At 70.3% G+C, this 12746-nt stretch carries 12 protein-coding genes; 3 read left to right on the top strand and 9 right to left on the bottom strand.

The genetic code is table 11. The features are described from left to right. From boxB to VH969_RS06240, 3 genes are all read left to right on the top strand, one after another. Positions 1–1317, top strand: a 1317-nt coding sequence (gene boxB, locus VH969_RS06230; RefSeq protein WP_331971761.1) for a benzoyl-CoA 2,3-epoxidase subunit BoxB, incomplete at its 5' end; no start/stop codon positions are given. Between the two features lie 17 nt (positions 1318–1334). Next, positions 1335–2939, top strand: coding sequence for a benzoate-CoA ligase family protein (locus VH969_RS06235; protein ID WP_331971764.1), 1605 nt, complete (start codon positions 1335–1337; stop codon positions 2937–2939). Beyond that, entirely contained in the window at positions 2939–3796 is an 858-nt protein-coding gene (locus VH969_RS06240) for an amidohydrolase family protein (RefSeq protein WP_331971767.1), read from the top strand. The genes VH969_RS06235 and VH969_RS06240 overlap by 1 nt, the downstream gene beginning before the upstream one ends. 156 nt (positions 3797–3952) lie before the next feature. Here the strand turns inward: VH969_RS06240 and VH969_RS06245 are convergent, their stop codons facing one another. The 9 genes from VH969_RS06245 to wsfD form a co-directional block, all read right to left on the bottom strand. Next, positions 3953–4849 (bottom strand): hypothetical protein, encoded by an 897-nt coding sequence (locus VH969_RS06245; RefSeq protein ID WP_331971770.1) that lies wholly within the window; start codon positions 4847–4849, stop codon positions 3953–3955. 528 nt (positions 4850–5377) lie between these two features. After that, a complete protein-coding gene (locus tag VH969_RS06250) occupies positions 5378–6307 on the bottom strand; it encodes a GNAT family N-acetyltransferase (RefSeq protein WP_331971773.1) in 930 nt (309 codons plus the stop codon). 224 nt (positions 6308–6531) lie between these two features. Beyond that, the gene (locus VH969_RS06255) at positions 6532–7371 is read right to left on the bottom strand and encodes a PaaX family transcriptional regulator (protein WP_331971776.1); all 840 of its coding nucleotides are present in this window, start codon (positions 7369–7371) and stop codon (positions 6532–6534) included. 59 nt (positions 7372–7430) lie between these two features. Continuing rightward, positions 7431–7985, bottom strand: coding sequence for a methylated-DNA--[protein]-cysteine S-methyltransferase (locus tag VH969_RS06260; RefSeq protein ID WP_331971779.1), 555 nt, complete (start codon positions 7983–7985; stop codon positions 7431–7433). A 58-nt stretch (positions 7986–8043) separates the two neighbouring features. Then, the gene (locus VH969_RS06265) at positions 8044–8283 is read right to left on the bottom strand and encodes a helix-turn-helix transcriptional regulator (protein ID WP_331971782.1); all 240 of its coding nucleotides are present in this window, start codon (positions 8281–8283) and stop codon (positions 8044–8046) included. Positions 8284–8293: 10 nt separating this feature from the next. Further along, a complete protein-coding gene (locus VH969_RS06270) occupies positions 8294–9145 on the bottom strand; it encodes an ABC transporter permease (protein ID WP_331971785.1) in 852 nt (283 codons plus the stop codon). Beyond that, the gene (locus VH969_RS06275) at positions 9142–10023 is read right to left on the bottom strand and encodes an ABC transporter ATP-binding protein (protein WP_331971794.1); all 882 of its coding nucleotides are present in this window, start codon (positions 10021–10023) and stop codon (positions 9142–9144) included. The genes VH969_RS06270 and VH969_RS06275 overlap by 4 nt, the downstream gene beginning before the upstream one ends. A 199-nt stretch (positions 10024–10222) precedes the next feature. Next, a complete protein-coding gene (locus tag VH969_RS06280) occupies positions 10223–11032 on the bottom strand; it encodes an enoyl-CoA hydratase/isomerase family protein (protein WP_331971788.1) in 810 nt (269 codons plus the stop codon). A gap of 10 nt (positions 11033–11042) precedes the next feature. Further along, positions 11043–12539, bottom strand: a complete 1497-nt coding sequence (gene wsfD / locus VH969_RS06285; protein ID WP_331971791.1) for a glycan biosynthesis hexose transferase WsfD — start codon at positions 12537–12539, stop codon at positions 11043–11045. Positions 12540–12746: the final 207 nt, after the last annotated feature.

Here is a 12746-nt window from a genome sequence, read left to right on the forward strand (position 1 = left end):
TGGTGGAAGGCGCTCGGCCCCGTCGCGTTCCAGGAGTCGCCTGTCTACCTGCGAACCGCCGTCGACGTCGGCCAGGAGGGCTGGGCCAACTTCGACTACGTCCGCATGCCCGAGTACCGCTGGGGGATCTTCCTCGCCGAGCGCGACCCGGACCGCAAGATCTCCTTCGGCGAGCACATGGGCGAGCCCGCGTGGCAGCAGGTGCCCGGCGAGTACCGCGCCGACCTGCAACGCCTCATCGTCATCCAGGGCGACACCGAACCCGCGTCGGTCGAACAGCAGAAGCTGCTGGGGCTCACCGCCCCGTCGCTCTACGACCTGCGGAACCTGTTCCAGGTCAACGTGGAGGAGGGCCGGCACCTGTGGGCGATGGTCTACCTGCTGCACGCCTACTTCGGCAAGGAAGGCCGTGAGGAGGCCGAGGGCCTGCTGCTGCGCAACTCCGGCAGCCCCGACTCGCCGCGCATCCTCGGCGCGTTCAACGAGGAGACCGCCGACTGGCTCGCGTTCTTCATGTTCACCTACTTCACCGACAGGGACGGCAAGTACCAGCTCGGCACGCTGAAGGAGTCCGCGTTCGACCCGCTGTCGCGCACGTGCGAGTTCATGCTCAAGGAGGAGGCGCACCACATGTTCGTCGGCACCACCGGTGTCGACCGCGTGGTGGAGCGCAGCGCGCAGCTGATCCGCGACCACGACACGCTCGACATCGGGCCGCGCGGCGGGATCCCGCTCGATCTCATCCAGAAGTACATCAACTTCCACTACACGGTCTCGCTCGATCTGTTCGGCAGCGAGACGTCGACCAACGCGGCCAACTACTACACCGCAGGCCTCAAGGGACGGTGGCAGGAGACCCGCCGCAAGGACGACCACCAGCTGACCGAGGACGGCGTGTTCCTCGACCGGCCCAACCCGGACGGAACCTGGAGCAAGGAGGAGCTCTCCGCATTGCTGGCGCTCAACCTCGACCTGCGCGGCGAGTACATCGCCGACTGCGAGACCGGGATCAAGCGGTGGAACCGCATCCTGGAGAGCGCCGAGATCGACTACCGCTTCGCGCTGCCGCATCCGGGGTTCAACCGGGCGGTCGGGGTCAGCGCGGACTACCACGTCACGCCCGACGGCACCATCGTCGACGAGCAGACGTGGGCGGCGGCGCGGCACAAGTGGCTGCCCACGAGCGAGGACCTGGCGTTCGTGCGCTCGCTGATGCACCCTGTCTACGAGCGTGGCAAGATCGCCGGCTGGGTCGCGCCACCACGCAACGGCATCAACGGGAAACCGTTCGACTACGAGTACGTCTACCTGCCCTGACCCCGAGGCGGTCAACGATGACTCCGACCCTCTTCAACGCGACCGAGTACTTGCTCGACCGGCACCTCCGGGACGGCCACGGCGGCCGTCCCGCCGTCGTCTGCGGGCCGGTCGCCCTGACGTATGACCAGCTCGCCGACGAGACCCGCCGGGTGGCGGCCGGGTTCCGGGCCATCGGCGTGCGGCCCGAGGAACGGATCATGCTCTGCATGGCCGACGGCGTGGAGCTGCTGACCGGCATCCTCGGCGCGATGTACCTCGGCGCGGTGCCGGTCCCGGTGTCCACCATGGTCACCGGCGGCGAGCTGGCTACGGTGCTGGCCGACTCACGTGCCCGGGTGCTGTGCGCGTCCACGGAGTTCGCCGACGCCACCCGCGGCGCGCTCGCCACGGCGTCCGAAGTGGAGCACGTGGTGCTCGACGGTGAGGCCGAGCTGGCCGCGCCCGCACTGCACCAGTGGACCGAGCTGCGCACCGCGGGCGAGCTCACCGTGCCGTACGCGACCTGGCCGGACTCGCCCGCGCTGTGGCTGTACACGTCCGGCACGACGGGCAAGCCCAAGGGCGCGATGCACCGGCACGGCAGCGTGCGCGACGTGTGCGAGCTGTACGGCAACGGCGTGCTCGGGGTCGGGCCGGGCGACCGCTGCCTGTCGGTGCCGAAGCTGTTCTTCGCCTACGGGCTGGGCAACTCCGCGTTCTTCCCGCTGGCCGCCGGGGCCACGACGATCCTCGAGCGCGGGCGGCCCTCCCCGCCGCTGATCGCGGGCCTCGCCGCCACGGAGCGGCCGACGCTGTTCTTCGGCGTGCCGACGTTCTACTCGGCACTATTGAACTCCGACGTGCCCGACGACAGCTTCGCCTCGGTACGCCAGGCGGTCTCGGCCGGCGAGCCGCTGCCGCCGGTGCTGTTCCACCGGTTCCGCGAGCGGTTCGGCGTGGAGATCCTCGACGGGCTCGGCTCGACCGAAGCGCTGCACATCTTCCTGTCGAACCGGCCCGGCCAGGTCCACCCCGGCTCGTCGGGCATGCCGGTCGGCGGGTACCGGGTGGAGATCCGCGACGAGCGGGGCGCGCCGATCGAGTCGTCCGGCGTACCCGGTGACCTGTTCCTGTCCGGCCCCTCGGTGGCGAGCGGGTACTGGTGCCGCACGGAGACGACGCGTGCGGTCTTCCAGGGCGAGTGGCTGCGGACCGGGGACACGTACGTGCGCAACGAGGACGGCACGTACACGTGCCTCGGACGGTCCAACGACATGCTGAAGGCGGGCGGGATCTGGGTGTCGCCCGCGGAGGTGGAGGAGCGGCTGCTCGAGCACCCGGACGTCGCCGAGGTCGCGGTCGTGGCCGGCCGGGACGCGGACGGGCTGGACAAGCCGATCGCGTGCGTGGTGCCGGTGTCGGGCCGGACGGTGGACGCGGCGGCGCTCGTGCAGTGGTGCCGCGAGGGGCTCGCCTCGTACAAGCGGCCGCGGGCCGTGGTGCGGATGACCGAGCTGCCGAAGACGGCTACGGGCAAGATCCGCCGCAACGTGCTGCGCGAACTGGTCGCGGACGAGCTGGTCGTGCGGCCGGCCGCCGCCGCTTCGCCGTCGCTCGAGCCGCCGGCGGTGCTCACCTGATGCTGGACGGGATGCCGCTGGTCGACGCGCACGTGCACGCGCCGCGGCTGGCCACGCTGAAGCCGGCGTGGCGGGAGTGGGCGGTGCAGTTCGCCGGGCGCTACGACTGGCGCTCGGCGTACTCCGCCGACGGCGACCCGGTCCCGGCCGCCCTGGACGAGCTGTTCGAGTCCGAGGGTGTCGACCGGGCGCTGCTGTTCTGCGAGTACAGCCCGCGGGCTACCGGCATCCAGCCGATCGAGGACAACCTGCCGCTGGTGGCGCACAACCCGGACCGGTTCCGGCTGGTGGCGAACGTGAACCCGCACCTGCACCATCCGGTGGCGTCCGAGGTGGAGCGCCAGCTCTCGCTGGGCGCGGTGGCGCTGAAGGTGCACCCGGTGCACGGGGCGTTCTCCCCGGTGGATCGCGAGCTGTACCCCGCGTACCAGGTGTGCGCCGACCGCGGCGTCCCGGTCATCGTCCACACGGGATCCTCGACCTTCCCGGGCTCGCGGGCGCGCTTCGGCGACCCCGCGCTGCTGGTCGACGTCGTGGAGGACTTCCCGTCGCTGGACGTGATCTTCGCGCATGGCGGCCGCGGCTGGTGGTACGACGTGGCGGCGTTCCTCGCCCTGGCGAAGCCGAACGTGTGGCTGGACGTCGCCGGCCTGCCTCCGCAGAAGCTGCCGGAGTACTACGCCCGCCACGACTTCCCCCGCCTGGCCACGAAGATGGTCTTCGGTACGGACTGGCCGGGCATTCCGGGCGTAGCCCGCAACGCCCGGGCACTGGGCGGGCTGGGCCTCCCGGACGATGTGCTGCGCGGCGTGCTCGCGGGCAACGCCGCGAAGTTGTTCCCAGGGCTGGGCATCTGACTGTCCTCTGACCACTGACTTTCCGCTGAGCGGCTTTCGAATCGTGGCCTGGTGCGCACGCCTCGGAGACCTATTGGTACGGTTCCGCTCGACAGTCAGGATGATCCACTCCGAACGGAAGGGCATGCCAATGGGTGGCGGCGAAGACGGAGACTCCTAGCCGATGCCGAGTGGGTTCAACGACGCGAGCGTGCTGGACTCACTCAGCTCAAGTCTGAATCCGACCGTCTTGCCAGCCGGCACGAGGTCTGCGTGCCAGATGAATACCCTGCGGCCCTCCTGATCCCGGCCTTCCTCGACCGAAAACCGTACGTCCGGCTCGATGTGGCCTATCGGCTCGTGCACCGCGTCGTACCCGGCCGGAAGGACCACTTTGTACTCGACGTGCTTGATATCCAGCAGGTGCGACGTGCGAAAGACAAAGCTCTCGGCGATGTCGTCGCGCATCAGTGGCCGGCACTTCGCCGGCCACATTCGAATAACCTCGAAGAGGACTTCCTCGCCGAGTGCGATCGGCTCGTGAAGATGAAGTATCGAGACCATCTTCTGTGACGACATCCACGAGTTCGTCACGAGCCAGTGCGGGCCCGTCCTGTTGTTGACCGTCAGTCCTCTTGCGATAACCCGGACGTTGCGGCGGTATCGTTCCGGCTGATCCCATCTGCTTCCCGCCGTCATCCGTATGAAGTAGACCTTCTTGCGGAGTGCGACCGCCTTGATGGTGATGATTTCCCGCACGTCGCCGTTGGGTTGCACATAGACGACCTGGTCCCATGCGGTGATCGAGACCAGCGGCTTGGAGGCGTTGTCCACGACGAAGTCGCAGTAGCGCGACACGAGCTGGCGGGCCGCGCGGTTCTCCTGCTGGAGGCGGCGGCGGTCACCGAGCAGCAAGAGAATTACGCAGACGGCGAAGAAAATGACGACGACAAAGGCACCCACTCGTATGGCTTCGTTGCCGAAGATGGTGCCGAGCAAGCCGGCGAAAGTCATCAGACCGACGAGACTTTTGAGGACGGAGGCGGGCGTTTCGCGCGAGATGTAGAGATCCAACCAGGCTATGAAGCTTCTGAACATGGCTTGCCCCCCTCCAGCAGGATGACCCAGGTCAGACGGGTCTCGTTGACCGAGTCTTTGCCTTCAGCGTAAATCAGTCATGTGCACCCTCAACTCGTACGTTAGAGTGGTTCGTACTGCTGCAATTGGCACCGTCGGCGTCATTGTGACCGTGCCGTGACGATGTCGTGCCATGGGAAGTCTGAACGGGCCTCCGTACGGTAGCTGAGCGTCGTGAAATCTGAGAAGCATTCCCGTTCGGCCGAGTCTCCGCACGAAATACACCGCGACAGACCGTCAGGTACTCGCGTTCCCGCCCGTCGTGAAGCTCCCTTTACCTCCCCCGAACGGGGGCATCGGGCTTGGCCGGCAGCCACTCCGGGTGTCGGCGGGGCCGGCCAGCAGCCGTCACCGATGAGGACCCGGCCCGAGGTGTTCCACTCGCCGCCGCGCGTGCCGCGCGGCGGCGAGCGAGTCGGTCACCCGGACCCTGTTTCGAAGCTCGACATCATGGTTGCCGAACCTTTACCGCAACCTTCGAAACAGGGTCCGCAGCAGGATCCTCTCCTGCGTGATGGGGTAACCCGCGCGGGCGAACGTCGCGGCCATCGGGCGGTTCGCGACGTCGGTCTCCGCGGTCACCTGGTCCGCACCCGCCTCGACCAACAGCCAGGTCGCCTCGACGAGCAGGTCGTAGGCGTACCCGTGCCCGCGCTGCTCGGGCACCACGCCGACCAGCCCGATCGTCGCGCTGTTGTAGTTGCGGCCCGGGATCGCGAGCCCTGCCGGCAAACCGTCCATTGTGTACGCCAGCCGCCACCACTCCCGCGGCGAGGGCATCCAGTGCAGGAAGTCGAGCTGCTGCTGGGCCGCCGCGGCCACGCCGCCGTCCGCGATGGCGCGCCGGTCGTGCGCGTCCAGCGAACCCTGCGCGATCAGGCACAGCACCTCGCGGATCCGCTCGTCGTCCGGCTCCGGCTCGAACCGCAGCCGCCCGGGCCGGTCCGGCAGGCCGTCGGCCGGCGTCCACGTGTAGCGCAGCCGCTCGACGAACTTCCGCATGCCCGCCCGCTCGGCGACCTCGACCCGTGCCTCGCCGGCCTTGCGGGTCGCCGGGTCGGCACGCCAGTGCGGCGGCAGCACCAGGCAGTACTGCGCGTCGAAGCCGGCCTCGGTCAGGATCTCGACGGCCGCCGCGGACTCGCCGTCGTCGAAGTCCAGCCAGTCCAGCGCCATCGGCTCGCCGTCGTCCGGGGCGCCCCACCACGCGGCGCGGGCGACCACGCGGTCGCCGCGCAGCGCCACCCATGTCCACTCGGGACGGTACTGGTGCAGGCCGGCGAGCTCACGGTAGTCGCGCCCGACCGACTGGATGCCGACGAGCGCGGGTTCGGTCAGGGACAGGAACAGGTCCTCCTCGCCCGCGACGAGCGGGCGCACGACCAGATCGGTCATGAAGATTCCTTTGCTCGCGCGCGCTCGCTCAGCCCCGCGCGAACGCCCGGGCCACGGGGTGCGAGCGCATGGTCGAATAAGCGATCATCGCTCTCACCTCCTCCCGGCTCGAGGGCGTGCCGCGACCCAACCACACCCGGCAGCGGCCGCCAAGCGAATTAGAGCCGGAGCGCCTCGACCACGTCGGTCACGGCGAGCGCGGGCTCCGTCCCGCCCCAGCGCGATCAGCCGCCGGCCAGTTCGGCCCAGCGCTTCTGCGCCGGCGCGCGCCAGCGGACGTGCTTGTCGTTGAACAGCGCGGTCGCCGTCGTGCCGCTCCACTTCGCGGGCAGCAGCTCACCCGGCAGCTGCGGGTCCAGGAAGGGGAAGCGGCGCCACTCGTGCACCAGCAGCGTCTGCGCGCGCAGCACCGCGTCGGGCGTGTCCGGTGACAGGTCGGCGAACTCGGCGATGAACGCGTCGTAGCGCTCGGCCACCTCGGCGAGGTTCCACGCGCTCGCGACCATGTCCCGCTCCTGCCCGAGCGCGCCGTAGTTCGCCAGGAACGACATGGCCTGGCCGGACAGGTCCAGCTCGTCCAGGATCAGCTTCGCGTCGGCCTCGGCCCCTGGGTGCGGGGTGACCCACACACCGGCCGTCGGCGAGCCGAAACCCGCCCAGCTGAGCCGGGTGCGCAGCTTGTGCCGCAGGTCGCGCATGGTCTCCGGGACGGACACGAGCAGCACGAGCCACCGGCCGTCCCACCGGCGATCGCCGCTGCCGAAGCCGTAGATCCGTTCCGCGCCCTCGGCGAGCAGCCGGCGGCCGGGGCGGGTCAGGCTCCAGCGCACCCGCCGGCCGACCCGGTCGGACCGCAGCCACCCCTCGGCCGCGGTACGCGCGAGCGCCTGGCGTGCGGCCTTCTCCTCGACGCCGAACAGGGCGAGCACGTCGACGAGCGTCGCGGTCCACACCGGCTTGCCGCCCGGCCGCACGAACTCGCCGAGCACGGTCGTCAGCAGCGAGCGCGCGCTGCCCCCACCGACCTCCCGCCGCCGGCTGACCACCGGCCGGGACACAGGCATGGATGCTCCCCATATTCGTGCCACAGCGTCACGAATAAGTATCGCATCAAGTGGGGCGCCTACCAGAGGCCAGGCGGCAGATATCCCTCGAGCGTCAGCAGGCGGCGCTTGGACTCCACGCCGGTTCCGCCGCTGAATCCGCCCAGCCCGTCGCCGGCTACGACCCGGTGGCACGGCACGACGATGGGGATCGGGTTGCTGCCCATGATCGACCCGATGCCGCGCGGCGGGATCCCCGAACCGCTTCGGGTGGCGAGCTCGCCGTAGGTCACGACCTTGCCGTACGGCACGGTCGCGTACAGCGTGCCGAGCACCCGGCGTTGCGCCGGGGACATCAGCCGCCAGTCGATGTCGATTTCGAAGACCCTTCGCCTGCCGCGGAAGTAGTCCCGCAGCTGGGCGAGGACGGCGGCGGCCGGCGCGGAGTCGCCCACGTCGGCCAGCCCGAGCCGCGAGGCGATCGCGGCTCTGATGTGGGGGGAGTCGGTGAACGCAGTGGCGACCACCCCGTCGGCGGTGACCGCCGCGAGCACGTCACCCAGCTCGGTCGGCACGCTGCCGAACGCGACGGTGCCGGTGGACACAGGACTGGTCGCCACGCTGCTCTCCGCCATACGACCCATTATGGGGACGCGACCGACGGAAAAGGCCAGCCTCAGTTGGGCCAAATTGTCACGCTGACTGCTCTGAATCACCGATTCGGGGGAACGGCGAGGTGGAGAAGACCACCTCGACCGCCACCTCGAAGTACTCGGCGATCCGCAGGGCGAGGTACAGCGAGGGGCTGTACTCGCCCCGCTCCAGGTAGCCGATCGTCTGGTAGTGGACGCCGAGCGCGTCCGCGAGCTGCCTGCGCGACACCCCTCGCTCGACCCGCAGGACGGCGATCCGGTTGTAGATCGTCTCACTCATCAAAGACCGCTCACGTCGTCCGCTGTAGCGCCTTCTCGCGTCGTGCCGCCACGCTCGAGCCCGACTCCCGGCGTGCCATCCTCCGCAGCACGATAGGGGCAACGATCAACCCGGCCACCGCCCAGGCACCCAGGACGCCGACCATCTCGAGGTGCCGCCACGACTCGCCGATCTCCACCGCGGCGAGATCGTTCGGCAGTAGCGCCGAGCGCATGCCGAGGCCGAGCCAGTAGATCGGGAACACCTGCGCGATGTCCTGCAGCCAGACCGGGAAGCTCGCGATCGGGTAGAAGATCCCCGAGATCGCGACCAGTCCCATCACGGGCATCATGATCACGCCGGCGTTGCGCGGGTTCGAGAACATCGACCCGAAGATCGCGCCGAGCGGCAGCGTGGCGGCGAGCCCGAGCACCATGACCCACAGCAGCGTGAGCCACGCGGTCACGCTCGTCAGCGCGAGGCCGTCGAGCATGAGCGAGCTCGGGATCAGGATGATCACCATGCTGGTCACCATCCACCCGGCGATCAGCACGAGCTTGCCGACCAGGTAGCCGAGCATCCCGTTCGGCACCGCCTTCGCCCTCAGCAGCGTGCCGTCCTCACGTTCCAGCGCCAGCCCCATCATCAGCGTGACCAGCCCGGCGAACGCCACGTTCATGCCGAGCAGGCTGGGCAGCGTGCGGGCGCCGAGGTTGAAGCTGGTGCCCGGCACCGCCGCGCCCCTCATGAAGAACAGCACGATCAGGAACGCGGCCGTCGGGAACAGGTAGTTCCACAGGTCCTGTGCGTTGGTGAACGTCTGCCGCAGCTCGATCCGGCCGCGGATCGCGCCGGCGCGCGCGGCCGCCATCGCGGGGCTCATCGGGTCACCTCCTCGAACTCGCGGACCGCCGCGTCCGCGCGGCCCGACTCGAACTCCCGCACCATCGCCATGTAGACGTCCTCGAGGCTCGCGCGGCGCACCTCCAGGTCGGCGACGGCCTTGTCGTGCTTGACGAACAGCTCCCGCACGAAGCCGGTCGCGTCCAGCGTGGAGTGGACGAACCGCTGGCCGTCGAGCGTCCACTTGACCTCGGCCTCGGTGGACATCCGCCGGGCCAGCTGGTCCGGCGAGCCGTCCGCGATGATCGTGCCGCCGGCCAGGATCAGGATCCGGTCGGCGAGCTTCTCGGCCTCGTCGAGGTCGTGCGTGGTCAGCAGGATCGTCGTGTTCGCGTCGCTCAGCCGGTGCACGAGGTCGTGGAACTCCCGGCGCGCCTCCGGGTCGAAGCCCGCGGTCGGCTCGTCGAGGAACAGCAGCTCCGGCCGCCCGACGATGCCGATCGCGACGTCCAGCCTGCGGCGCTGGCCACCGGAGAGCCGGTTGATCTTCTTGTGCGCGTGCTCGGTGAGCCCGACGAGATCGACCAGCTCGTCGGGGTCCCAGGGGCGCCGGATCCGGTTCGTCGAGTACGGCGCGTAGTACAGCCCGAGATGCTCGAGCAGCTCACGCACCCGCCAGCGGCCGTGGTCGCGCCACGACTGCAGCACCACCCCCAGCCGCGCCCGCCAGTTCTCGTCCCCGTGCGCCGGATCCACCCCCAGGACCGAGACCTCCCCGGCCGAGCGCATCCGGAACCCCTCGAGGATCTCGATCGTGGTCGTCTTGCCCGCCCCGTTCGGCCCGAGCAGCGTCACCACCTCGCCGGGATGCGCCACGAAGTCCACCCCGGTCAGTACATCCGTCGAGCCATACCGCATCCGCAGGTCTCTGACCTCGAGAACGGTGTCCTCCTCCGCCAGGCGCACCTCGCGCACCGGCGCATCCGCCTCGTTCACCACGGCCACGGTCCCACCTCCCATCGAACGTGTCGGTCGAACGATAGCAGGTGTACTACATCTAGTCGCAAGAGTCGTATCCGTAGTCACGCAGGTCGGCTGCGTGACGACTGCGGGACGGCTACTCCGATGCGGGGCCGGAGAAGTCCGGGCGGCGCTTGCCCCGGATGGCGGCCACGCCCTCGTGGACATCCGGGCCGCCGAAGCCGAAGAACTCCAGGCCCAGCGACGTGTCGAAGATCGGGCCGGCCTGGCGTAGCCAGTTGTTCAGCGCGTACTTCGTGAACCGGATCGCGGACTGCGAGCCGGCGGCCAGGCGGCGGGCCACCTTGCGGGCCGTGTCGTGGAGCTCGGACTGGTCGACGCACAGCGACACCAGGCCGATCCGTTCGGCCTCGGCGCCGGACAACGGCTCGCACGTCAGCAGGTGGTACTTCGCCTTGGCCATGCCGCACAGCAGCGGCCAGACGATCGCCGCGTGGTCGCCCGCCGCCACGCCGAGCTTGGTGTGGCCGTCGATGATCCGGGCGTCGGTCGCGGCGATGGACACGTCCGCGAGCAGGCCGGCCACCAGGCCGGCGCCGACCGCCGGGCCTTCCATCGCCGAGACGATCGGCTTCGAGCAGTTGATCACGTTGTAGACGAGGTCGCGCGCCTCGCGCAGGACGCGGATCCGCACGGCGAAGTCCGCCGCCATGTCGGTGACCAGGTCCAGGTCACCGCCCGCCGAGAACACGCCGTCCTCGCCGCGGATGATCGCCACCCGGACGTCGGGATCCCTGTCGACCGACTGCCAGACGTCGGCGAGATCGCGGTGCCCCTCGTGGCCGACGGCGTTCAGCCGGCCGGGCGCGGACATGGCTACCTCGAGTATCCCGTCACCGAGGTCGGCGAAGCGCAGGCTCGAGTACTTGGTCGCGTAGTCGTACACGCCCACATGCTTACTCGATCGCGGCGTCCGCCTCCTGCACGGGCTCGGCCGCCGGCTCGCCGCCGGTCTCGTCCGGTGGCTCGACGGGCTCCGGTTTCGGGCGGCGAGCCGCGAACAGGGCGGCGAGCAGCCAGACCGGGGCGAGGCTCGCCGCGAACAGGCCGACCACGAGGTGCCTGGTGACCTCCGCGCCGTCGCCGAGCACCGTGGTCAGGTACTGGACCACCGCGCAGCCCACGAGCACGAGGGCGACCAGGGCGAACCCGCGGCGCGGTGAGCCGGCGGCCGACCGGCGCGCCAGCACGACGGCGCCGGTGAGGCAGGCCAGCCAGTAGCCGAGCACGCCGGCGAACCGGCTCCACGCGAACGCGTGCGAGACCGTGGGCAGCAGGCACAGCCGGCACTCCTGGGCACGTGGCGGCTCGCCGGCGGTCGCGCCGTAGCTGCCGAGGTCGTCCGGCCGGAACCGCAGGTAGTCGTCGCCACCGGCGCCGAGCACCCGCGCCGCGACGCCGGGGTGGTCGAGGAAGTAGCCGGCCACGTGCTCGCGCGTCATCAGCGCGCGGACCGACGGCCACTCCGGTGCGGAGTGCATCGGGTCCCGGGCCCACCAGCCCTTGCCGCTGAACCGGCCGAACGAGCGGGGCAGCCCGAGGTCGGCCGCGGCCCGGGCGGGGTCCCCGCTCGCCGGCATGATCGCGATCGTGATCTCGTTGGCCACGTTCACCCGCTCGAAGCCGGCCTGCTCGTCGGTGTACACCCACGTCGCCGCGCCACCCACCGCGACCACGCCGAGGCCGGCCAGCACGAACGATGCCACGCCCGTCCGCCGGCGCCCCAGCGGGAGTCGCCGGGTCGCGAGGAACAACACGAACGGCACGGCGAGCGTGACCATGCCGATCTTGGCGGAGACCGCGAGTGCCGCGCCCGCGGTCGCGATCAGGAACGCGGTCCGGGGCCGCTCGCCGGACACGACCGCGACGCCCGCGAGCGCGAAGGCGACCAGGCCGGTGAACGCCGCCGGCTCGCTGTACGCGGAGGCGACGTAGCCGGCGAAGGTGGCGTCGGCGAGCACGAGGAACAGCCCCGCCGCGGCCACGACCTGCGCCCACCACGGCGAGCGGCGCAGCAGCCACGCCATCGTGCCGATCGCGAGCCCGGTCAGCAGGCAGTCCTGGACGATCACCACGTGCATGTCCACGGCGCCGGGCAGCCCGAAGAGGTCGGTCAGCCAGGACGTCAGGCGCAGCTGGAGCACCTGGCTGGTCCGGTACGGCTCGCACGCCGCGTCCGGACCCGGTGCGGGGTAGACGAAGCGCGCGAACGCGAAGCGCTCCGAGCCGTCGATGTCCGCTCCCAGCTGGCAGAGCAGGCGGACACCGTCGCCGTTGTCGGCCATGCCGACCGGCGTGGGCACGAGCAGGCGGACGGCCATGAGCGTCGCGCCCAGTACTCCGCACAGCACCGCGGGCAGGACGCCGAAGGTCCGCCGCGGTGGTGTCAGCACCTCGTCGGGAGCGGGGGTCTGAGCGTGTGGTCCATGCCGTCGAACCCCCACGGTGTCGGTGTATCGATCGGACGTCGCGGCGCGGCGCCGGCCGGCAGTCACACTACCGGCGTCCATCCGCTCCCGCACGGAGCGTGGTCGCGGGTTCGGTGGCCGGCGTCAACCCTCGCGACATCGGCCGCGAGGGTTGGCGGACCAGCGTACGGT

The organism is Actinophytocola sp. (genome assembly GCF_036555685.1).
Classification (GTDB): Bacteria; Actinomycetota; Actinomycetes; order Mycobacteriales; family Pseudonocardiaceae; genus Actinophytocola.

Coding starts and splice junctions, on each gene's coding strand:
- VH969_RS06275 (WP_331971794.1), bottom strand. CDS start 10,023: ATGCGGTATGGCTCGACGGATGTACTGACCGGGGTGGACTTCGTGGCG.
- VH969_RS06270 (WP_331971785.1), bottom strand. CDS start 9,145: ATGAGCCCCGCGATGGCGGCCGCGCGCGCCGGCGCGATCCGCGGCCGG.
- VH969_RS06235 (WP_331971764.1), top strand. CDS start 1,335: ATGACTCCGACCCTCTTCAACGCGACCGAGTACTTGCTCGACCGGCAC.
- VH969_RS06260 (WP_331971779.1), bottom strand. CDS start 7,985: ATGGCGGAGAGCAGCGTGGCGACCAGTCCTGTGTCCACCGGCACCGTC.
- VH969_RS06255 (WP_331971776.1), bottom strand. CDS start 7,371: ATGCCTGTGTCCCGGCCGGTGGTCAGCCGGCGGCGGGAGGTCGGTGGG.
- VH969_RS06250 (WP_331971773.1), bottom strand. CDS start 6,307: ATGACCGATCTGGTCGTGCGCCCGCTCGTCGCGGGCGAGGAGGACCTG.
- VH969_RS06265 (WP_331971782.1), bottom strand. CDS start 8,283: ATGAGTGAGACGATCTACAACCGGATCGCCGTCCTGCGGGTCGAGCGA.
- VH969_RS06240 (WP_331971767.1), top strand. CDS start 2,939: ATGCTGGACGGGATGCCGCTGGTCGACGCGCACGTGCACGCGCCGCGG.